Source organism: Pseudomonas syringae pv. tagetis, from assembly GCF_022557255.1.
Lineage (GTDB): Bacteria > Pseudomonadota > Gammaproteobacteria > Pseudomonadales > Pseudomonadaceae > Aquipseudomonas > Aquipseudomonas caricapapayae.
The window spans coordinates 4,316,356-4,337,489 of record NZ_CP092923.1 but is presented as its reverse complement, the minus strand read 5'-3'; the positions used below and the strand labels follow the sequence as shown (position 1 = coordinate 4,337,489).

Here is a 21,134-nt window from a genome sequence, read left to right as displayed (position 1 = left end):
GGCTGATAGCCGTTTGCAGCCTGTGCCCGCAACTGCGATCAGATATGCACAGGCAGACTGTGCGGAAACAACAGATCGACGAAACGTTCGGCGGTGGGTTGCGGTTCGTGGTTGGCAAGGCCCACGCGTTCATTGGCTTCGATGAACACGTACTCGGGCTGGTCGGCGGCAGGCACCATCAGGTCCAGGCCGACCACCGGGATGTCCAGGGCCCGCGCTGCGCGTACTGCTGCATCGCTGAGCACCGGGTGCAGAATCGCCGTGACATCTTCCAGGCAGCCGCCTGTGTGCAGGTTGGCAGCGCGGCGCACAGCCAGACGCTGATCCATCGGCAGGATATCGGCGTAGTCAAAACCGGCCTCGCGCACGGTGCGCTCGGTCTCCTTATCCATCGGAATACGGCTTTCGCCGTCGGTCGCCGCTGCACGACGACGGCTCTGCGCTTCGATCAACTGTTTGATGGTGTGGCGGCCATCACCGATGATTTCGGCTGGGCGACGGATGGCTGCAGCCACCACCTGGAAGCCGATCACCACGATGCGCAAGTCCAGGCCTTCATGAAAGCTTTCCAGGATCACGCGAGTATCGAACTGACGAGCCTGTTCGATGGCGGTTTGCACGCCATCGATGGTGCGCAGATCAACCGCAACGCCTTGCCCTTGCTCGCCATCCAGCGGCTTGACCACGATCTGCCCGTGCTCTTCAAGAAATGCCAGATTATCATCTGCACTGCCTGCCCGTTGCTGTGCGGGCAAGCGCAGGCCGGCAGCCTTCAACGCACGATGGGTCAGACTTTTATCCTGACACAGGGTCATGCTCACCGCGCTGGTCAGATCACTCAACGACTCGCGGCAGCGGATACGACGACCGCCGTAGCTGAGGGTAAACAACCCGGCGTCTGCGTCGTCCACCTGGACGTCAATGCCGCGGCGATGCGCCTCCTCGACAATGATCCGCGCATACGGATTGAAGTCCGCCTGCGGACCGGGGCCGAGGAACAATGACTCGTTGATACCGTTTTTGCGCTTGATGGCGAAGGTCGGCAGGTTGCGAAAGTTCAGTTTGGCGTACAGCGCCTTCGCCTGGTCATTGTCGTGCAGCACCGACAAATCCAGGTAACTCAGGCCGCGACTCATGAAATGCTCGATCAAATGCCGCACCAGCACTTCGCCCACACCAGGCCGCGTGCATTGCGGGTCGACCGCCAGACACCAGAGGCTGCTGCCTTTTTCCGGGTCATTGAAGGCTTTCTGGTGGTTGAGGCCCATTACGCTGCCAATGATCGTGTTGCTGCCTTCGTCCTCGGCCACCCAATAGACAGGGCCACCCTCATGACGCGGCGTAAGCAGTTCAGGGTCGATGGGCAGCATGCCGCGTGCCAGATACAGGTTGTTGATGGCCTGCCAGTCGGCTTCGTTGTGCGCCCTGCGGATTCGATACCCGCGGAACACCCGATGCGCCGGTCGATAATCACTGAACCACAGACGGAGCGTGTCGGAAGGGTCGAGAAACAGCTGTTGCGGCGATTGCGCCAGGACTTGCTGCGGCGCAGCCACATACAGGGCAATATCGCGCTCACCGGGCTTTTCGTTGAGCAGATCCTGAGCCAGCGCTGCTGGATCAGGGTAGGTGTGACCGATCAGCAAGCGTCCCCAGCCGCAGTGCAGGGCCAACGGCTCCGCCTCTATCTGACTGCCATCTTCGGCAAGGCGCGCCTGCAGACGTTCGTACGAGGGCGACTGGCCGCGCAGCAGGCGCTGGCTATAAGTCGTCGCGTTCTGTTTCATCAATCACAATCCTTGTTCGCTGAGCCACAGGTTCAGCGCTGCCAGTTGCCACAGCTTGGAGCCGCGCAATGGCGTGAGCTGGCCCTCGGGATTGGTCAGCAATTTATCGACCATGGCCGGGTTGAACAGGCCGCGATCCTGGCTGGAGTCGGTCAGCAGTTCACGCACCCAATTGAGGGTGTCACCCTGCAAATGCTTGAGGCCGGGAACCGGGAAATAGCCCTTCTTGCGGTCGATCACTTCCGAAGGAATGACCAAGCGTGCAGCTTCTTTCAGGACCTGCTTGCCACCGTCCGGCAGTTTGAACTTGCCGGGGATACGGGCCGACAGTTCGACCAGGCGGTAGTCGAGAAACGGCGTACGTGCTTCCAGGCCCCAGGCCATCGTCATGTTGTCGACGCGCTTGACCGGGTCATCGACCAGCATCACTGTGCTGTCGAGGCGCAGAGCCTTGTCGACTGCGGCGCTGGCACCGGGCTGGGCGAAATGATCGCGAACGAAATCACCGGCTGCGTCGTTGGGCGTGCGCCACTTCGGCTGTACCGTTTCGGCGTATTCGGCGTAGCTGCGGTCCACAAATGCATCGCGATAAGCCGCAACCGGGTCGCTCGCGCCATCCACCTGAGGGTACCAGTGGTAGCCGGCGAACAGTTCGTCAGCGCCCTGGCCGCTCTGTACCACTTTGCAGTGTTTGGACACTTCACGTGACAGCAGGTAGAAGGCGATGCAATCGTGGCTGACCATCGGCTCGCTCATGGCGCGAAACGCCGCAGGCAACTGCTCGATGATCTCGCTTTCCTGAATGCGCAATTGGTGATGGCGTGTGCCGTAATGCTTGGCGATCAGATCGGAATACTGGAATTCGTCGCCACGCTCGCCACCGGCATCCTGGAAACCGATAGAGAAGGTCGACAGGTCCTCGACACCCACTTCACGCAACAAGCCAACCAGCATGCTGGAGTCGACGCCACCGGAAAGCAGCACGCCGACATCGACCGCTGCACGCTGACGAATTGCCACTGCCTCACGGGTACTGTCCAGTACGCGATCGCGCCAATCTTCAAGGGTGAGGTTTTTCTCGTCATCGTGAGGGCCGTAAGGCAGCGTCCACCAGACTTTTTGCTCGACCTTCCCACTGGCGTCGATACGCATCCAGCTGGCAGGCGGAAGTTTTTCGACACCGGCCAGCAGCGTGCGCGGCGCAGGTACGACGGCATGGAAGTTGAGGTAATGATTGAGCGCCACCGGATCAAGCATCCCGCTGATATCACCGCCCTTGAGCAGGGCAGGCAGCGAGGACGCGAAGCGCAGGCGCTTGTCGGTTTTCGACAGGTACAACGGCTTTACGCCGAGGCGGTCACGGGCAATGAACAGCTGCTTGCTGTCACGCTCCCAGATGGCAAAGGCGAACATGCCGTTGAGCTTGGGCAGCATGTCTGCGCCCCACGCGTGGTAGCCCTTGAGCAGGACTTCGGTGTCACCGCCGGAGTGGAACTGATAGCCAAGGCTTTCCAACTCGGCTCGCAGTTCGGGAAAATTGTATATAGCACCGTTGAAGGCCATGGACAGGCCCAGATGACTGTCGATCATCGGCTGCGCCGACCCATCCGACAGGTCCATGATTTTCAGACGGCGATGACCGAGGGCAACCGGCCCCTGGCTATGAAACCCCCACGCATCCGGGCCGCGAGGCGCCAGCTCATGGGTAATACGTTCAACAGCGGCAAGGTCCGCTGGTTGATGGTCAAAACGAAGTTCGCCTGCTAATCCGCACATAAGTCCTTACCGGGTTTCCGTTGGGGAGGTGACTGAGAAAGTGCAGTCACCCAGAAACTGACCCAGTGAGGGCATGGTAGTTTTAGATCAAAAAGTTATAAGCGTTTGTTTTCAGCTGGTTGGGTGCGCGCTTCTGGAATTGATGCTTTCACCGGGTCCGGGTTGTTGTCGTGCTTGCCGCATCGGCTTCAGGGCGGATTTTTCTGACATGTAAAGGGGATTCGGCTCATTGACGGTGATGTTTGCAGCACGCTGGTTTGGGGCACATAAAAGCACGTCAATTCACTCGGCATGCATAAAGGGGTACAGGGTGCTGGCGGCTGCGAAGAAGAAACAGACCGAAGACCTGTTATCTGGGGGCCGACGGGATGAACAGTTGCAGTTGGGTAACGCGCGCATCGCCGCCATGCAGGATGCCCAGTCGCCGATGGAGGATTTGCTGTTGTCTTGCTTCAAGGCTGATCGCAAGGACATTCGAATTGAAGGCGCAACTGCCAGCAGACCCGCTCAATACCCGGTCATCTCCAGATACCCCACGCCTTCCTGACTCCCGCTGAACCTCACCGGGCCCTCCCAGTAGGGAATGCTCACGCCCATCCAGGCTGCGGGGTTCAGTGCATCGGTGGTAATGTCCAGATTTCTGTCAGTGACCCTGACTCTCCAGCGGGTGGGCACTTTATGCTCGCCGAGCAAGGTTTCTTTCAATGGCTCCAGACTGATCTCGTTGGCCTGCAACAATCGAGTGGTACCGTCGGCGCTGATCCAGTTGCCGGTCAGGTAGGGGTCGCCGTTCTTGTGACGGATGCGGTAGAGCATCAAGCGGTCGCCGTCTGCCAGTTGCAGCGAAAACCAGTCCCAGCCGCTCTGGTTGGCGGTCAGTGGCTGGCTGCTCCATTCCCGGTCCAGCCAGGCATTGCCGGTGACTTGATAGGACTTGCCCTGTATTTCCACGCTGCCTTTGGCGTCGAAAAATGGCTGGCTGTAGTAATACGACGCCTGGCCCGCCTCCGATTTCTGGCTGTAGCCTTGTTCACCCTGTAACACCAGAGGCTTGCTGGACGTGAGGTTCAGGTCATAGCGAAAATCCTGGCCGCTGGCTTTTAATTGCATGCTGGTTAGCGGATCTCCTGTTCTGGCGCTACTGGTGAACGTCCAGTCGTCGATCCACGCCGAGAAGGGGGCTTGCGTCACGTTCGCCTGTCCGATACCGCCACGTGCGAAACGCTCTGCCACGTAATGGCCGCTGCTGGAGGTCGCCGCCGCATGGCCCAGCCAGACAGTGCCTTCGTTCCAGCCGCTGCCGGCCTGCACGCCGGGTCGCAAGGCGCTGCGGAACAAGGTCCATTGCACGCCGAACGGCTGGCCGGTGTCATCCTTCAGCGTCGCCGTGATATACCACCATTCGATACGAAAGCCGGGGTGCTGGCCATGGTCGTCGGGGAAGGAAAATACCCGTCCCGGCCTGACCTGGGTGTAGGCGTTTGCGTCATTTCCAAGCCCGGCAAAGCCGCTTTCAGGCTTCGGTGTTTCATCGCAGGCACCCAGCAGCAGTACCAGCGCCAATGGCATCGGCCACTTAATGGTCATTGGCAAAGGTCCTCAGCAAATCCGCTGGACGGCTGCGGTACAGCTTCAGCAGCGGCCAGGCCGAGGCCAGCAGGGTCGCCAGCATTGCCAGCGCCATCAATTGCAACAATTGCATCGGGTAGACTTGCAGCGGCAGGCGCCAGCCAAACGCCTGGACATTGATCACCGCATCCAGACACCACGCAATCATCAAGCCCAGCGGCATGGAGAACAGCAATGTCAGAATCGCCAGCAGCCAGGTCTGTCCCAGGTTCAGCAGCATCAACTGCCGTCGCGTCACCCCAAGCGCCCACAACGGGGCAAGCTGTCCGAGCCGGCTCTGGCTCTGGGTCAGCAGGCTGATGAACAACGCGACGCCCGCTACCCCCAGTGTCAGGCTGTTGAGGGCGGCGGTCGCGGAAAACGTGCGTTCGAAAATCTGGGTTGACCACCGCTTGATCTGGCTCTGATCGATGATGTGATTGTCGTCGAGCGTGAAGCGCTCCTGCAGTTGCTTCACCAGAGGAGGAATCGCGGCCTGATCGACCCTCAGGTTGAAACGAAACGGGTTCAATCCTGGCCAGTGGGCGAGCAGGTGTTTTTCGTTGACCAGCAGATGGCCTTTGGGGTTGCCATAGTCGGCGTAGATCCCGACGATGCGCGCAGTCCACTGGCCGGCAGGCACCGGGATGCTCAGCGTGTCGTTCAGCGCCAGCTTGAGACGACGCGCCAGTTGTTCGCTGAGCATCACGGTATCTTCGTCACGTAGCAGACTCCATGGATCGCCTTCTACCGCTTCAAGCAGTTCCCAGTGCTGGCGGTAGGTAGTGTGATCGACCACACCGAACAGATCGGCAGGCCACCCCTGAACTTGCAGCGCCACTTGCCAGTTGGGCAGCACTGCGCTGATTTGCGCTTGCTGGTTCAGCCAGGTGTGCAATGGCCCGGCCTGTGCCGGGTCCTGCGAGCTGACGTAAAGTTCGGCAGTCAGCCGCTGTTCCAGCCAGCTATTGAACGTCTGGCGAAAGCCGGAGGTCATGCTGCCCACGCCGACATTGGCGGCCATCGCGAGCAGCAAGGCCATCAGTGCCAGGCTCAGCGCGGGCAGTTGCTGTCGGCAATCGGCCAGAAACCATTGCCCCAGCACCGAACGACTGCGGGTCAGCAGGGCTCCGAGCATGGCATCCAGCAGCACCGGAAGGCCTAGCCCGGCACTGAACAGCAGGGCGGACATCAGTACGAAACCCACCAACAGGCTGTTGCCGAACAACAGCGCTGCCAGGGCGACGAGTGCTCCGGCTGCTGCCACCCAGGCTTGCCGCCGCAGCCATCGTGCATGGGCCTGCTGCCACGCCTGGGCATCGGCCAATGCCAGCAAGGGCAGGCGCGCCGCACGCAACAGGCTGTTGACACCGGCCAGCAGTGCGCCCAGCAGGCTCAGTCCGATCCCACTGAGCCACCACCACAGGCTGAGGTTCAATTGACCGGCGACCTCGGCACCGTAAAGCCCCCGCAAACTGGCTACAACGTCCGGCAACAGCAGGCTGGCGAGCAGGTAGCCGCTGATCACCCCCAGCACACCGCCCACCAGGGCCAGTGCGCCCAGTTCGATGCTCGAGGCAGTGATCAGCAGGCGTGCGCTGACACCACAGGCACGCAGGTTGCGCAACAGGCCTCGACGTTGCTCCAGTGCCAGGCCAATGGCTGCGTGCACGATAAACAATCCCACTCCGAACGACAGAACACCCAGTGCGCTCAGGTTCAGGTGAAAGCTTTCGGTCAGGCGTTGCAGGTTGTTTTCTTCCCCTGTCTTGCTGATTGCCAGTTGACCTCTGAGGGCTGCCGGCAATTGCGGGTCGCGAGCCGCGAAATCCTTTCGCAGCAGCAGGCTGGACAATTGATCGGTCAAGCCGAGCAAGGATTGGGCAAAACCGATATCGGTAAGCAGCACGCCGGGGGCCATGTCCGGTTTGATGCGCAGCGGCGGCAGGGCAACGCCATTTTCGGCCAAGGGTTGCTGACCTTCTTCAAACCCCAGTGCCTGGAGGGTCTGCGCCGATATCCACGTCGCTCCGGGCGGGGTGAGGAAATCGACGATCTGACCGGAGTCCAGCGTCTGTCCGGCCAGCATGCTGTTCGGCAGCGTCAGCGGCTCGATGCCGACCAGTTGCAGCCGTTGGTTCTCCAGGCCCTTGAGCGTTATTCGCCCGCGCAGGACGGGCGAAACCGGCCAGCCTTCACGGCGCAACTGGACGAACAGATCCTGAGCGAACAAGGCCCCGCCAGGTGCCGCGATGCTGGTTTGCGGTTCACCGCCGATCAGTTCGCTGGCCCGCTGATAGCTTTCCCGTGCCTGACTGTTGAGCGCCTGAACGCCGGTCAGCAACGCGGTGGCCAGCCACAAGCCGGTCAGCACACTGAAAAACTGCACGGGATGGCGTCGCCAGTGGCTCAGCAAGGCGCGCAGGGTCCAGTAGAAAACCGGCATCAGCGCTCGCCTTCGACAGCCAGGCGACCCAGATGCAGTACCACTTTGCGCGCCAGTCGGTCAGCCACCCGTGGGCTGTGAGTAACCATCAGCAGGCTGGTGGGACTGTCGGCGAGCACATCCAGCAACAATTGCAGCACTTCGTCGCTGGTCGTTTCGTCGAGATTGCCGGTGGGCTCGTCTGCCAGCAGCAGGCTGGGCCGTGCCGCAAGCGCGCGACCGATCGCCACCCGTTGCTGTTGTCCGCCGGACAGTTGTTCGGGATAACGATCCAGCAACGCCCCAAGACCCAGACGTTCGATCAGGTGCGCCTGCCAGGCCGCATCGAATCGCCCTGCCAGTCGTGCCTGAAACGCCAGGTTGTCTGCTATTTTCAAGCTGCCGATCAGGTTGAACTGCTGAAACACCAGACCGATTTCGGTACGTCGCCAGTTCGCCAGCCGGTTTTCGTTCATCAGGTCCAGGCGTTGCCCTGCGACGTCGATGCTGCCGTCATCGACCTGGTCAAGGCCCGCCACCAGATGCAGCAACGTGCTCTTGCCGCTGCCGGATTCACCCATCAATGCCAGGCTTTCGCCCTGTGCCAGGTGCAGATCGACACCACGCAGGACATCCAGCGGTCCCTGTGCCGTGGTGTAGCGCTTGAATACGTTTTGCACGTGCAGCATGAGCGGTCCAATTGTTCTGACAGACGCTAAAGAGTAGCGCCTGAGCGCGTGCTTGTAGGGAATATCGTGCGAGCTGGCAGCATCTGCGGATTTCAGTGACCAGCAGCCTGCTTCCCCTTGCCGCGAATCAGCCCGCGCAGGACAAAGCGGTTGGGGTGACAGGCTTCGGCCACGCTGCGTGGCAAGGGCAGAGGCTCGTTGTCGAGCCAGGCGGCGATCAGCTCGCCACACAGCGGTGCTGTAATCAGCCCGCGCGAACCGTGACCGCTGTTGACGTACAGGCCATCCAGCCACGGGCAGGCGATGTCCGGCACCTGGCGCGCATCCTTGGCCAGTGCTGCATAGGCCTGCATGAACGCCTCGCGATCGGCCAGCGGACCGACGATCGGCAAATAATCCGGACTGGTACAACGAAACGCTGCGCGCCCCTGTAATTGTTCGGCTGCCAAATCGGCGGCCTCAAGGCGTGCAGTGAGGTCTTGCGAAATCTCCCGCAACAGCTCCAGATTGTCCAGATGATCGGTCAGGTTGGGCGTCAGATCAGTGCTGTTGAAGTCGAAACTCGCCCCGAGCGTATGCTCGCCCAGACGTGCCGGAGCCACATAACCCTCGGCGCATACCACGCTGCGCAATGCCGCGCTGGCCTGAGTCTGCGGCAAACGGGTGATCTGCCCGCGGATACGTTTTAGCGGCAAATCGGCCGTCTGCGTGAACTGCTGGATATCAGCTGCCCCGGCCAGCACCACGACCGGGGCGCTGTCGATCAACCGTTCGTTACCCCAAGCCTGCCACTGATCATCGACACGCCTCAGTTCCAGTGCCTGTTGATGAGTGATCAGGCGGATATTTTCGTGCCCGGCCTGTGCGTGACACAACGCAGGCGGATGAACCCAGCCGCCTTCGGGGTAAAACAGCCCGCCACTGTTCAGCGCAACGCCGCTCTGCGCTTCGGCCGCAGGCTGGTCCAGCAGGTGCAGGAGTGATTCGGGGAAGGCATCGGTCAGCTGTTTCTGGCGTAGCGCTTCCTTGCCGTCGAAAGCCAGTTGCAGCACGCCACAAGCGTCCCAGTCGATGCCACGCTGCAATCGCTCAAGCAGCCTTCGTGTGTGGCCAAAGCCGCTGAGGATCAACTGTGACAGCGCCGTGCCGTGCGCCGACAGTTTCAGGTACAGCACGCCCTGCGGATTGCCCGAGGCTTCCTGTGCCGGTGCGGCATGGCGCTCCAGCAGGCTTACCTGCCAGCCCCGTTGCGCCAGGCTCTGCGCCGTGGCACATCCTGCCAGCCCTGCGCCAATCACCAGCGCCTTGCGCTCGCCACTCGCTGGCGCAGGACGGGCAAACCAGGGTTTAACGACAACAGAAGGCGCAACACCTTCCGGCCAGGCGATAAAAGTGCCGCGCAGCACCTCCCATTTATGGCCGATACCCGGCACCCGCTTCATCTTGAAGCCTGCTGCGTTGAGCGAGCGCCGCACCCAGCCGGTGCTGGTGAAGGTGCCGATCGTGGTGGTGGACGTGGACAGGCGCGCCAACTCGGCAAACAGCTCGGGCGTCCACATTTCCGGGTTTTTCGCCGGCGCAAACCCGTCGAGAAACCACGCATCAATCTGCCCGTCCAGCTGTGGCAGCATGTGCAGCGCATCGCCGATCAGCAGTGTCAGGGTCACGCGGCCGTCAGCGAATAGCAGGCGCTGAAAGCCTTCATGCAGCGCTACGTACTGGTCGAGCAACGGCTGAGCGAACGTCGACAGCTCCGGCCACAGGGCCAGGGCACGCTGCAGGTCGTCGCGGCTCAACGGGTACTTCTCGACGCTGACGAAATGCAGGCGCGCGCCGGCAGGCGCGCACTCATCGAACAGTTGCCAGGCACAGAGAAAATTGAGCCCGGTGCCGAAGCCGGTTTCGCCAATGATCAACCTGCCGCCTTCGGACAGTTCGGTGAAACGCCGACGCAGGTCGTTCTGCACCAGAAACACATGGCGCGTCTCGTCCAGACCGGACTCGGTGGAAAAGTACACGTCGGAAAAATCGCGGGAGCGCGGGTTGCCTTGTTCGTCCCAGTCTATCCGGGCGTGGCGGGTCATGGTCATGTCAGGCTCAGCGGTGGCAGAGGGCGCATTTTAGCCATCTGCGAGGATAAAAGTGCGATCACTGGCGCGCGGATTGACCGATGCCCGCAATCGGTGGTCAGAATGTTCACTGAGGGTTGTCCATCGGGCGTTCTCTGAGCCATCCCCAATCAGGAGTTGTGCATGTTTGAATCCGCTGAAATCGGTCACGCCATCGACGACGAGACCTACGAGGCTGCGTTGCCGGAATTGCGCGAGGCCTTGCTCGAGGCGCAGATAGACCTGCACGAGCAGGCCGGTCGACAGATCATCGTGCTGATCAACGGCATAGAAGGCGCAGGCAAGGGCGAAACCGTCAAACTGCTCAACGAATGGATGGACCCGCGGCTGATCGAGGTACGCACTTTCGATCAGCAGACCGATGAAGAACTGGCTCATCCACCCGCCTGGCGTTACTGGCGACAACTGCCTGCCAAAGGCCGCATGGGCATTTTCTTTGGCAACTGGTACAGCCAGATGCTGCAGGGCAGGATCCACGGCCGTTTCAAGGACGCTGTGCTCGATCAGGCCATCAGTGGCGCCGAGCGCCTGGAAAAAATGCTTTGTGATGAAGGCGCGCTGATTTTCAAATTCTGGTTTCACCTGTCCAAAAAACAGATGAAGCTGCGCCTCAAGACCCTCAAGGACGATCCGCTGCACAGCTGGCGCATCAGCCCGCTGGACTGGCAGCAATCCAAGACTTACGACAAGTTCGTGCGCTTCGGTGAGCGGGTGTTGCGCCGCACCAGCCGCGAATATGCGCCCTGGCATGTGATTGAGGGTGTGGACGCCAACTACCGCAGCCTGACAGTCGGACGCCTGCTGCTGGAAGGCATGCAGGCTGCAATCAACAAGGTCGAGCCTGAACCCGGCGCGCTGACGGTCGGCCCGTTGGCGATTCACGACAACGAACTGACATTGCTGGACAGTCTCGACCTCAGCCTGCACCTGAGCAAGGATGACTATCAGCAGCAACTGATTACCGAGCAGGCGCGTCTGTCCGGCAACATGCGTGACAAACGCATGAAAAGGCATGCACTGGTAGCAGTGTTCGAAGGCAACGACGCTGCTGGCAAGGGCGGCGCGATACGCCGTGTTGCTGCGGCGCTCGACCCGCGCCAGTACGCTATCGTACCCATCGCTGCTCCGACACAGGATGAGCGCGCGCAGCCTTATCTGTGGCGGTTCTGGCGACAGATACCGGCACGCGGCAAATTCACCATCTTCGATCGCTCCTGGTACGGAAGGGTGCTGGTCGAGCGGGTCGAGGGTTTTTGCAGCGAGTCCGACTGGAAGCGCGCGTATGCAGAAATCAACGATTTCGAAGAGCAGCTCACTGACGCGGGCATTGTGGTCGTCAAGTTCTGGCTGGCCATCGACCAGCAGACTCAGCTGGAGCGCTTTCAAGAGCGCGAAAAAATACCGTTCAAGCGCTACAAGATCACCGAAGATGACTGGCGCAACCGCAAGAAGTGGCCAGACTACCGCCAGGCGGTGGGCGACATGGTGGATCGCACCAGCACTGAAATTGCGCCGTGGACATTGATCGAGGCCAATGACAAGCGCTGGGCCAGAGTCAAGGTTCTGCGCACCCTCAACGACGCGCTGGAAGCGGCGTTTGCCAGGGACAAGAAGAAGTGATCGATTGCAAAACCGCGCTGACGGCATCCTGAATGCACTGCGGGGTGAAAGACCTATTGCGGCTCATCTGCAGGGCTGCTGGCAGCCGCTTCGTCGGACACTTCAGAGACTGCCGGCTCATCAGGTGCCTCGAAATTGCCATTCACCCATTGATGCAAGCGTGATGTGCAATGTGGGGCCGGTACGTCCTGACCGGAGTGAGTCACGCTGTCCGGCTGCCGGGCGTCTTCGGCAATGGGCGACATGGCTTCCACTGCCTGAAGGACTGCGCTGTAGAGCGGGTTCAGATCACGCATGACTTTCTCCCTGAAGAGGCTGAGCAGCCAGACAATGGCGCACCATCTGCCTTGATCCATTCAGGGCATTTCACTGAAGCCTAAGCGAGTTTCTACAAAGCCTCAGACAGTTTTCGCATAGGCGTTATGCAAAAAGAACACGTGTTTCAGGCGGGATACAGCAATCGCGGTCAACGCTTGCGCAGCGTCTTTTGCCTGAGAATATAAACGCTGACCAGCACTGCGCTGGTCAGCATGAAGGCGCGTGCCCACGGCTGTTGCACCAGGTAACACGACACGGAGATGCTGATCCACATCAGCCCGATTGCGCATACCTTGCCCTTGAGCGGGATACCGTTGCCTTCAAGGTAGTCACGGATCCACGGACCGAGCCGCGGGTGATTGACCAGCCAGTCGTAGAAGCGTGGAGAGCTGCGCGCGAAGCAGGCGGCGGCCAGCAGAAGAAACGGCGTGGTGGGCAGCACAGGCAGGAATATGCCGATGACGCCCAATACCACGCTCAACCAGCCAACGGCTATCAGCAGATAGCGCACCGAGCGATGACGGCTGGTGCGCGGTGAGTCTTGCGCCATAGGCGCTGGCTCAGTGGTGACGGGGCTTGAGGATCGCCGGCTTTTCGTCCGGCGCCTGGCAGAGCAGGTACAGGGCGGTCAGCGCTTCCGGGATTTGCACGATCATGTCGTCCATCAGGTTGGCGTCCTGAGCGATGTCGGCAAATTCCGGCTGTTCGTCGAACAGCCCCGAGCCGACCATGATGGGCAGGAGCATTTCGCTGACTTCTTCCTCGGCACTTTCGAACCAGGCGTTTTCACGCAGGAACACGCCTTCCATGAAGCCGATGCACCAGCCACGCAGGTCCGAGTCGTCCGGATCGTCGCCCAGGTCCAGATCGCACGGCAGCTCGAACTCTTCGTCCGAGGCCAGCTGGCGAGCAATATGCGCCTTCAGTGCAATCAGGGTGGCTTCGACTTCTGTCTGCTGCGCCTCACTGCTGTACTGCGGCGGCTCGGAAAACAGCGCGTCGATCCACTCGCGCTCCGGCACGTCTTCGGAGCAGATGGACAGGGCGGTCAGGTAGCCATGAGCGGCCACGTAGTCCAGTGCTTCTTCGTGCAGTTCATCTGCATCGAGGAAGACTTGCAGGCGGGTCAGTTGCTCAGCGAAGGACATGGAAGCGCTACCTTGAAAATAAACGATGCTGGATTCTAGGCCCTGAGCGTCCGTGGCGCCAGCGCGCAGGCCAATTGCAGTTAATTTCGACCGCTCATGTCCGAGTCATCCATTGCTCCCGAGCGCTCGGGTATACTCCCTCGTTTTGCAGTGCAGCAGGATATTCCGGGGTTTTTATGCTTGAGCAGGCACAACGCGTACTTAAAGACATCTTCGGTTACGACAGCTTTCGTGGTCGCCAGGGTGCCATTATTGAGCGTGTAGCCAACGGTGGCGATGCACTGGTGCTGATGCCGACCGGTGGTGGCAAGTCCCTGTGTTTCCAGGTGCCCGGGCTGTTGCGCGACGGTCTGTGTGTGGTCGTGTCGCCGCTTATTGCGCTGATGGACGATCAGGTGGCCACGCTGGATGAACTGGGCGTATCTGCGGCTGCACTCAACTCGACCCTCAGCGCCGAGCAGCAGCGCGATCTGGCCAACCGCATTCGTCTGGGTGAAGTCAAAATGCTTTACCTGGCCCCCGAGCGTCTTGTCCAGCCGCGCATGCTGTCGTTCCTGCAAAACCTCAAGATCGCCCTGTTTGCCATCGACGAAGCGCACTGCGTGTCGCAATGGGGTCATGACTTCCGCCCAGAATACCTGCAACTGGGGCAATTGGCCGAGCTGTTCCCGGATGTGCCACGCATCGCGCTGACGGCCACTGCCGACAAGCGTACCCGCGAAGAGATCGTCACTCGGCTGCACCTGCAAAACGCCGAGCGTTTTCTGTCCAGCTTCGACCGGCCCAACATCTTCTACCGCATCGTGCCCAAGGAACAGCCACGCAAACAATTGCTGGCATTCCTGTCGGAGCGGCGCAGCGATGCGGGTATCGTCTATTGCCTGTCACGCAAGAAAGTCGATGAGGTGGCCGTATTTCTCAGTGACAACGGCTATCCGGCGTTGCCCTATCACGCCGGCCTGCCATCCGAAACCCGTGCTGCCAACCAGAAACGCTTTCTCAACGAGGAAGGGCTGATCATGGTGGCAACCATCGCGTTCGGCATGGGCATCGACAAACCCAACGTGCGCTTTGTCGCGCACATGGACCTGCCCAAATCGCTTGAGGCCTATTATCAGGAAACCGGCCGGGCAGGGCGTGATGGTCTGCCTGCCGATGCCTGGATGGCTTACGGTCTGCAAGACGTGCTGATGCTCAAGCAGATGCTGCAGAACTCCGAAGGCGACGAGCGTCACAAGCGGCTGGAGCAGCACAAGCTCGATGCCATGCTGGCCCTGTGTGAAGAAACCCGCTGCCGTCGGCAGACCCTGCTGGCCTATTTCGACGAAGACATGCCCAACCCGTGCGGCCATTGCGACAACTGTGTCGACGGCGTGCAGACCTGGGATGCCACCGAACCAGCACGCCAGGCGTTGTCTGCCATCTACCGCACCGGTCAGCGCTATGGGGTCGGTCATCTGGTCGACGTGCTGCTCGGCAAATCCAACGACAAGGTAGAAAGCTTCGGCCATCAGCATCTGTCGGTATTCGGCGTCGGCAAGGCGCGCACCGAGGCCGAATGGCGCTCGCTGTTTCGCCAGCTGGTGGCACGCGGGCTGGCGGACATCGACCTTGAAGGCTATGGCGGCCTGCGGCTAAGCGACACCTGCCGCCCTTTGTTGCGTGGCGAGGTTTCTCTGGAACTGCGACGTGATCTCAAGCCACAAACCACCTCGAGAAGCAGTTCCGGCAGCCAGGCCAGCCAGTTGGTGCGCGGCGAAGAGCGCGAGCAGTGGGAAGCCCTGCGCGCGTTGCGGCGCAAGCTGGCCGAAGAGCACGCCGTGCCGCCTTACGTTATTTTCCCGGATTCGACATTGCTGGAAATGCTGCGCAGCAAACCCGGTTCGATGGCCGAGATGGCCAGAGTCGGAGGGGTGGGTGCGCGCAAGCTGGAACGCTACGGCGAGGCCTTTCTCGAAGTGCTGAGTGGGAAGGCCGAGGCACCACGGGTGGTGGCCGACGTGCGGCACGAGCTGATCAGCCTGGCGCGTGCAGGGATGACACCGACGCAGATTGCCGGTCAGTTGCAGTGCTCGGAAAAGAACGTTTACACCCTGCTGGCCGAGGCTATCGGCAAGCAGCAGTTGTCCATCGAGCAGGCACTGGATTTGCCGGAAGACCTGCTGGGCGAGGTTCAGGATGCCTTTCTCGATGGCGAAGGAGAACTGCCCCCGGTGTCGGCGATTGCCGAGCAGTTTGCCGGGCGCGTGCCGGAGGGCGTTCTGTATTGCGTCCGAGCGGCGCTGCAATCGGAATTTGAGGTATAACAGCGTGCGACGAAACGTCACCGTCTCTTGCTTGCCTGAACATAAGGACCATGCTTAGCTCGCTAATAATTAGTTTGAATCATGAGTTTCCTTATGCCATTGACTGATGAACATCGTTTCGGGATGCAACTCGGACACCTCACCCGGGGCTGGCGCGCCGAGCTGGATCGTCGGCTGGCCGACCTTGGTCTGTCCCAGGCTCGCTGGCTGGTCCTGTTGCACCTTGCCCGCTTCAACGAGCCGCCCACCCAGCGCGAGCTGGCGCAGAGTGTGGGGGTTGAAGGACCGACCCTGGCGCGTTTGCTCGACAGCCTTGAAAAACAGGGTCTGGTTCAGCGTCAGGCAGTGGTCGAAGACCGACGTGCAAAAAAGATCCTGCTTAGCGAGACCGCATTGCCCCTGATCGAAAAGATTGAAACCATCGCCAATGTGTTGCGTATCGAGCTGTTCGAGGGCGTGAGCGAAGAAGATTTGCGCGTCAGCATGCGCGTGCATTCGCAGATTCTGGCCAATCTGGAAAGATCCTGAGACGAAGCCGGGCATTCTCAACCATAATCGTGCAACGGATACTGAAGTCCATCTGATTACGTGAGAAGCCTGCTGTGGTTTCCATAAGGGTTCGCATGCTGAAGAGTTCACTGGCTGCTGTCGAAGGTGCAGGTCGCAGGGCGTGCGCGGTTTTTTGCAAAAGTGTCATGGCGGCGTCATTGCTGACCTGCTCTACGCTGGCGTCAGCGTTGGGCCTGGGTGAAATCACTTTGCACTCAGCGCTTAATCAGCCGTTGAATGCCGAGATCCAGCTGCTGGAGACCGCCGGTCTCAGCAACGAAGACGTTGTCGCCAGGCTCGCTTCACCCGAGGCTTTTGCCAAGGCAGGCATAGAGCGGGTGTTCTTTCTCAATGACCTGCGCTTCACCCCTGTGCTGAGAGGCGATCGCGGCGTCATCCGGGTGGTTTCCAGCAAACCTGTTACCGAACCTTACCTGAGCTTTCTCGTTCAGTTGGCGCGTCCGAATGGCGACTTGCTGCACGAGTACACGCTGTTGCTCGATCCTGCCACGTCGGCGCAAGGACTGGCCGCTACGCGCAGCCGCAATTCCCAGCGAATGACGGCTTCCGCACAGGAAAGCCGCATGCCGGTCGCGCCACCGGCCGCCGTGCAGGGTAAGCATTACACGGTCGCCAACGGCGATACGCTGAACGGCATTGCCAGCCGTTTGCAGGGGCCAGGCAACAAGGTTTCGGCAAGCCAGTTGGCGGACGGTATTCGTCTGCTCAATCCGCAGGTGTTCGCAGCGGGTGCCGGTGCCGGGCTGAAAGTCGGCCAGGACCTGTTGCTGCCCGATTCCGCTGTCTTGCCAACCGCTGCGGCGGCGGCTGCCAGCCCGGCTGCGCCGCCACCCCAGCCTGCCGAGCTGCAGCGCACCGCCGAGCAACTGTCGGCGGCGGCCATCGAAAACCAGCAACTGGTTCAATCGCTGGAAGCGCTCAAGGCCCAGACTCAGGAACTGCAAGAGCAGATGAGCGGCAAGGACAAGCAGATTACCGCGTTGCGCAGTGATCTTGCCGCTGCGCAATCCGCCGCCCGACCTGCCGCACCTGCCACGCCGCCAGCCACTCCTGTGCAGCCCGCTGTCGCTGTTACGCCGAGTAGCGATTCATTCCTGAGCCTGCCGATCTTGCTCGCTGTCGTGTTGATTATGCTTCTGCTTGCCGCGTTGGTTTATTCGAGACGACGCCAGCGCAAACAGTCCGCTGCGCCTGCTTTTGCCGCTTCTGCCGCGGACGATCAACTGATCAAGCCTGCTCAGGCGGCCATGCTTCCGGTGTTCGAAGTGCCTGCCGTCGCGCCGCAGCCTGTGCCCCAGACGCCACCGACACCGGCACCCGCCAAGGCAGCGGCTACGCAACGTCCGGCTGGTGCTGTTCCGGATGCGCTGGACGGCGTCAGTATTTACATCGCCTACGGACGTTTTACCGAGGCAATGGGCATTCTGCGCAGCGCCCTGGAAAAGCAGCCCGAGCGCGATGACATTCGCATCCGCTTGCTGGAATTGCTGGCGGAGCAGGGGGACGGCAGCGGTTTCGTGCGTGAAGAGCAATCCGCGCTGGAGCATGGTGTCGACCCGCAGACCATTCAGGACATCCGCGACCGTTTTCCACAACTCAAGGCCGCCGAAGTTGCGCCTGCGACGCCTGTCATTCCGGTGGTTGCGGCCGCGGCTACTGCCGTGTCGTTCGAGAAGACCGAGCCTGAACCGGCTGCCTACCTGCAACCCGACCTGGAGCCTGAACCCGCGGCGCAGCTGGATGAAACGGCTGCAGCGGCACTGAATCCGCAGCACGCCGATGAGTTTCAGTTGAACCTGGATGACCTGTCGATGGACGCCGACTGGGATCTGGTCGATCCATTCGACAGTCCGCCGCCACGGCCCAAGCCAGCGGTTGCGGAGCCTGCGCCTGCCGAGGTCGATCCCGGTTTCTCTTCGGACCTGACTCAACTGCCGGAAGTCTTCGAACTCTCGGATGAACAGTTCCTCAGCGATTTTTCCGAGCCCGATGTCATTGAGCCGATCGAAGTGGTAGCGCCAGCGGCCGTTGACGACTTGAGCGACGACTTCCTCGACAGCTTCATGAGCGATGACGCAGAGTTCGACCTGCTGGACCTTGAGGAACCACCGCTCAGCCAGATCAATCAGGCGCAGGTGCTGATCGAGGAGGGCGACCTCGAGTCAGCTCGTGAAATCCTGCAACAGGTCATTGCCGAGTCCGACGAAGAGCATCGGCGCATGGCGCGTGAGCTGCTGGCGGGTATCAGTTGAACCGGTGTTTTTGATGGGCGCCGGTCTGGCGTTTAGCTAACGAAAGATCGGTCGGATCCCGCGGCATTGCGGATACGCCACACAACCCCAGAACTCACCGGCATTCTTGCCGGTGCGCGCGACCTTGATCACCATCGGTTTCTTGCAGTGCGGGCACGCGGGTGGTGTGGGCTTTGCTTCCGGCTTCGGTAGAGCCGGTTCGCGAGGCTTTTCCGGGCGTTTGGCGGTGCCGGTCTCGACAGGCTTTCGCAGGGGCGGCGAGTGTGATGCGGGTTCGCCGGGCACCGTCTGCGCTTGCTGGTCCTTTGCCTTGCCGGCAACTCCCGTCAATAGCCTGCGAAAGGTGCGGATGAGTGCCGCCAGAGCAGAGGTCGTTTTGCGTGCCATCAGGGTGCCTTGAGTCGTGTCGCGTTCAGGGGCGGCATGGTGCAGACATCCTCGTTACGAAGCAAATCCCTGCACACAATCGTGCCCGCCTGCCGGGCCGCAATCGGTTTAACGCCCGCCTGACGCTAAAGCCCTGTCTTTTGTGGGCGATAACAGGGCACGAGGACTGCCGGATGTCATCTTGAAAGGTGTGCTACACCTTCAATACACGCCCGGCATATCAAGCATTATCACGGAGTGAATTCTTAATGCGCGTCAACATGCCCATCACGCAGACTGAACGGACTTTTCCGGCATCTGAACGCCTCATCTCCACCACCGACCTGAACAGCCACATCACTTACTGCAACGACGCCTTCGTCACGCTGAGCGGCTTCACCCGCGAAGAACTGATCGGGCAGCCGCATAATCTTGTGCGCCATCCGGATATGCCTGCTTCGGTGTTCGCCCATATGTGGGAGACCATCAAGCAGGGCAAGCCGTGGATGGGCGTGGTCAAGAACCGCTCCAAGCAGGGCGACTATTACTGGGTCAGTGCCTACGTGACAGCAGTGTACGAAAACGGCCGTGTCGTTGGTTACGAGTCCGTTCGCTCGTTGCCGACCCGCGACCAGGTTCGCCGGGCAGAAGCGTTATATGCGCGATTGCGCGCCGGTAAATCGTCAGTGTCGACAACCAGCACGGCGGTCTATCACCTGATTCGTCAGTTGCCGATGATTCTGTGTGCGCTTGCGCTGGCAGTCGGGGTTTATCTGCTGGATGACCTGGCCTCGATCATCATGATTCCGATTGTATTGACTGTGCTGGGTGGTTTTCTGGAAGTGCGTCATCGCAACAGCATTCGCAAGACCCTTGAAGAACATCCCAAGGCGTTCACCAGCGCGCTGGTTGCGCTGACCTACAGCGACAACCGTGGCCCACAGGCGCAGCTCGACCTGGCCATGCTCAGTGAAGAAGCGCGCCTGCAAACCGCGTTGACGCGTCTTGCGGACACCGGCGAAAGCGTGCGTCAGCATGCCGGGCGGTCAGCGCAGTTGTCCCTGCGTCAGGCCGAGTCGCTGGATCAGCAGCGCAGCGAGGCGGATCAATCGGCCACGGCTATCAATCAGATGGCAGCGACCATTCAGGAAGTGACCCACAACGTACAGAACACCGCCCACGCTGCCGAAGAAGCCGACAAGCTGGCGCAACAAGGCCGCGGTCTGGCCGACGAAAGCCTGCTGGCGATTCGGCACATGGCCAACTCGGTTACTGACATCGGCAACGCTGTGGGTGAGCTGGCCAGCGCCACTCAGTCGATTGGCAGCGTGGTCGACGTGATCACCTCCATCGCCCAACAGACCAACCTGCTGGCGCTCAACGCAGCCATTGAAGCGGCCCGCGCCGGCGAGCAGGGGCGTGGCTTTGCAGTGGTGGCCGATGAGGTTCGCTCGCTGGCTTCTCGCACACAGTCCTCGACCGAGCAGATCCAGCAGATCATCACCTCGTTGCGTGACGGTGCCGACCGTGCGGTACAGACCGCCAGCAAAGGTGAGCAAATCTCTCAGGAAAGCGTTGCCAGCGTCGAAGCGGTGCAGAAGGCCCTGGACGGCATCAGCCAGTCGGTGACGCGCATCACCGGCATGAGCCAGCAAATGGCCTCGGCGTCCGAAGAGCAGAGCCACGTAGCGGAAAACATCAGCCAGCAGATTACCCGTATCGCGCAACTCTGCGACGAGAGCGCCAGCCAGGCGCAGCAAGGCTCTCAGATCAGTGGCGAACTGGAAGAAATGGCGCAGTACCTGCACAGCCTTGCCGAGCGATTCAGTCGCTAAGCATGCGCAGACGACGCAGAGCGTCCGGAGCGTGGTAACGAGAGTCGGGTGTATTAAGCCTGTGTGTGTTTACACAAATCCCGACTCCACCACCTAGCGTGCCCATCGCTCCGCGTGGGCATGCAGTTCATGACGCTCTGCATCATCTGTTTGCAGTCAGGCAAACTCCATTTAGGTAACTGTCAGTTATTGTCGGACAATTGTTCTGCTGTCTGAATAAATAAGTCTCTTAACTGAAGTTGCTGAAGGTATCGGCTAAAAACTGAATAAAAGAAGGTGCAGTGCAACTAAATAGCCACTACTCA

General features: G+C 60.6%; 16 protein-coding genes and 1 pseudogene. 7 read left to right on the top strand and 10 right to left on the bottom strand.

From position 1 onward, the window contains the following. Positions 1-38: 38 nt before the first annotated feature. A complete protein-coding gene (gene ngg, locus MME58_RS19250; RefSeq protein WP_054984317.1) occupies positions 39-1,787 on the bottom strand; it encodes an N-acetylglutaminylglutamine synthetase in 1,749 nt (582 codons plus the stop codon). Positions 1,788-1,790: 3 nt separating this feature from the next. Beyond that, positions 1,791-3,563 carry an N-acetylglutaminylglutamine amidotransferase gene (locus MME58_RS19245; protein ID WP_055004849.1) on the bottom strand — a complete coding sequence of 591 codons (1,773 nt, stop codon included), beginning with the start codon at positions 3,561-3,563 and terminating at the stop codon, positions 1,791-1,793. A 310-nt stretch (positions 3,564-3,873) separates the two neighbouring features. Between MME58_RS19245 and MME58_RS19240 the strand changes: the two genes are divergently transcribed. Beyond that, positions 3,874-4,110, top strand: a complete 237-nt coding sequence (locus MME58_RS19240; RefSeq protein WP_233590938.1) for a hypothetical protein — start codon at positions 3,874-3,876, stop codon at positions 4,108-4,110. Here the strand turns inward: MME58_RS19240 and MME58_RS19235 are convergent. The 4 genes from MME58_RS19235 to mnmC all read right to left on the bottom strand — a co-directional run bounded on the left by MME58_RS19235 (position 4,071) and on the right by mnmC (position 10,375). Continuing rightward, the gene (locus MME58_RS19235) at positions 4,071-5,150 is read right to left on the bottom strand and encodes a lipocalin-like domain-containing protein (protein WP_055004848.1); all 1,080 of its coding nucleotides are present in this window, start codon (positions 5,148-5,150) and stop codon (positions 4,071-4,073) included. The two genes, MME58_RS19240 and MME58_RS19235, sit on opposite strands and share 40 nt — an antisense overlap. After that, a complete protein-coding gene (locus MME58_RS19230; RefSeq protein ID WP_055004847.1) occupies positions 5,140-7,617 on the bottom strand; it encodes an ABC transporter permease in 2,478 nt (825 codons plus the stop codon). The genes MME58_RS19235 and MME58_RS19230 overlap by 11 nt, the downstream gene beginning before the upstream one ends. Then, complete coding sequence (locus MME58_RS19225) at positions 7,617-8,285, bottom strand: ABC transporter ATP-binding protein (protein ID WP_054984321.1); 669 nt, start codon at positions 8,283-8,285, stop codon at positions 7,617-7,619. The genes MME58_RS19230 and MME58_RS19225 overlap by 1 nt, the downstream gene beginning before the upstream one ends. Positions 8,286-8,377: 92 nt before the next feature. Continuing rightward, a complete protein-coding gene (gene mnmC / locus MME58_RS19220) occupies positions 8,378-10,375 on the bottom strand; it encodes a bifunctional tRNA (5-methylaminomethyl-2-thiouridine)(34)-methyltransferase MnmC2/FAD-dependent 5-carboxymethylaminomethyl-2-thiouridine(34) oxidoreductase MnmC1 (protein ID WP_055004846.1) in 1,998 nt (665 codons plus the stop codon). Between the two features lie 162 nt (positions 10,376-10,537). Here mnmC and pap point away from each other — a divergent pair, with 162 nt between their 5' ends. After that, the gene (gene pap / locus MME58_RS19215; protein ID WP_055004845.1) at positions 10,538-12,034 is read left to right on the top strand and encodes a polyphosphate:AMP phosphotransferase; all 1,497 of its coding nucleotides are present in this window, start codon (positions 10,538-10,540) and stop codon (positions 12,032-12,034) included. 53 nt (positions 12,035-12,087) lie between these two features. On the opposite strand, the gene MME58_RS19210 is transcribed toward pap, so the two are convergent. The 3 genes from MME58_RS19210 to MME58_RS19200 all read right to left on the bottom strand — a co-directional run bounded on the left by MME58_RS19210 (position 12,088) and on the right by MME58_RS19200 (position 13,500). Continuing rightward, entirely contained in the window at positions 12,088-12,330 is a 243-nt protein-coding gene (locus MME58_RS19210; RefSeq protein WP_147479843.1) for a hypothetical protein, read from the bottom strand. A gap of 170 nt (positions 12,331-12,500) precedes the next feature. Then, complete coding sequence (locus MME58_RS19205; RefSeq protein ID WP_055004843.1) at positions 12,501-12,902, bottom strand: YbaN family protein; 402 nt, start codon at positions 12,900-12,902, stop codon at positions 12,501-12,503. A gap of 10 nt (positions 12,903-12,912) precedes the next feature. Further along, complete coding sequence (locus MME58_RS19200) at positions 12,913-13,500, bottom strand: UPF0149 family protein (protein ID WP_055004842.1); 588 nt, start codon at positions 13,498-13,500, stop codon at positions 12,913-12,915. A 176-nt stretch (positions 13,501-13,676) separates the two neighbouring features. On the opposite strand from MME58_RS19200, the gene recQ reads away from it, so the two are divergent. The 3 genes from recQ to MME58_RS19185 all read left to right on the top strand — a co-directional run bounded on the left by recQ (position 13,677) and on the right by MME58_RS19185 (position 18,628). Then, complete coding sequence (gene recQ, locus MME58_RS19195) at positions 13,677-15,806, top strand: DNA helicase RecQ (protein WP_055004841.1); 2,130 nt, start codon at positions 13,677-13,679, stop codon at positions 15,804-15,806. Positions 15,807-15,899: 93 nt separating this feature from the next. Beyond that, complete coding sequence (locus MME58_RS19190) at positions 15,900-16,334, top strand: MarR family transcriptional regulator (protein WP_054984328.1); 435 nt, start codon at positions 15,900-15,902, stop codon at positions 16,332-16,334. Between the two features lie 95 nt (positions 16,335-16,429). After that, a complete protein-coding gene (locus MME58_RS19185; RefSeq protein WP_054984329.1) occupies positions 16,430-18,628 on the top strand; it encodes a motility hub landmark protein FimV in 2,199 nt (732 codons plus the stop codon). Positions 18,629-18,664: 36 nt separating this feature from the next. Here the strand turns inward: MME58_RS19185 and MME58_RS19180 are convergent, their stop codons facing one another. Next, a complete protein-coding gene (locus tag MME58_RS19180) occupies positions 18,665-19,015 on the bottom strand; it encodes a topoisomerase DNA-binding C4 zinc finger domain-containing protein (protein ID WP_054984330.1) in 351 nt (116 codons plus the stop codon). Positions 19,016-19,263: 248 nt separating this feature from the next. Here MME58_RS19180 and MME58_RS27885 point away from each other — a divergent pair. Beyond that, positions 19,264-19,545, top strand: a pseudogene (locus MME58_RS27885) (PAS domain-containing protein); the annotation flags it as partial. 249 nt (positions 19,546-19,794) lie between these two features. Continuing rightward, positions 19,795-20,829, top strand: a complete 1,035-nt coding sequence (locus MME58_RS19175) for a methyl-accepting chemotaxis protein (RefSeq protein WP_411741100.1) — start codon at positions 19,795-19,797, stop codon at positions 20,827-20,829. Positions 20,830-21,134 lie beyond the last annotated feature (305 nt).

Bases quoted from the DNA above. Each gene is read 5' to 3' on its own strand.
- ngg (WP_054984317.1), bottom strand. From the start codon at position 1,787: ATGAAACAGAACGCGACGACTTATAGCCAGCGCCTGCTGCGCGGCCAG.
- MME58_RS19245 (WP_055004849.1), bottom strand. From the start codon at position 3,563: ATGTGCGGATTAGCAGGCGAACTTCGTTTTGACCATCAACCAGCGGAC.
- MME58_RS19235 (WP_055004848.1), bottom strand. From the start codon at position 5,150: ATGACCATTAAGTGGCCGATGCCATTGGCGCTGGTACTGCTGCTGGGT.
- MME58_RS19230 (WP_055004847.1), bottom strand. From the start codon at position 7,617: ATGCCGGTTTTCTACTGGACCCTGCGCGCCTTGCTGAGCCACTGGCGA.
- MME58_RS19225 (WP_054984321.1), bottom strand. From the start codon at position 8,285: ATGCTGCACGTGCAAAACGTATTCAAGCGCTACACCACGGCACAGGGA.
- mnmC (WP_055004846.1), bottom strand. From the start codon at position 10,375: ATGACCATGACCCGCCACGCCCGGATAGACTGGGACGAACAAGGCAAC.
- pap (WP_055004845.1), top strand. From the start codon at position 10,538: ATGTTTGAATCCGCTGAAATCGGTCACGCCATCGACGACGAGACCTAC.
- MME58_RS19210 (WP_147479843.1), bottom strand. From the start codon at position 12,330: ATGCGTGATCTGAACCCGCTCTACAGCGCAGTCCTTCAGGCAGTGGAA.
- MME58_RS19205 (WP_055004843.1), bottom strand. From the start codon at position 12,902: ATGGCGCAAGACTCACCGCGCACCAGCCGTCATCGCTCGGTGCGCTAT.
- MME58_RS19200 (WP_055004842.1), bottom strand. From the start codon at position 13,500: ATGTCCTTCGCTGAGCAACTGACCCGCCTGCAAGTCTTCCTCGATGCA.
- recQ (WP_055004841.1), top strand. From the start codon at position 13,677: ATGCTTGAGCAGGCACAACGCGTACTTAAAGACATCTTCGGTTACGAC.
- MME58_RS19190 (WP_054984328.1), top strand. From the start codon at position 15,900: ATGCCATTGACTGATGAACATCGTTTCGGGATGCAACTCGGACACCTC.
- MME58_RS19185 (WP_054984329.1), top strand. From the start codon at position 16,430: ATGCTGAAGAGTTCACTGGCTGCTGTCGAAGGTGCAGGTCGCAGGGCG.
- MME58_RS19180 (WP_054984330.1), bottom strand. From the start codon at position 19,015: ATGGCACGCAAAACGACCTCTGCTCTGGCGGCACTCATCCGCACCTTT.
- MME58_RS19175 (WP_411741100.1), top strand. From the start codon at position 19,795: ATGATTCCGATTGTATTGACTGTGCTGGGTGGTTTTCTGGAAGTGCGT.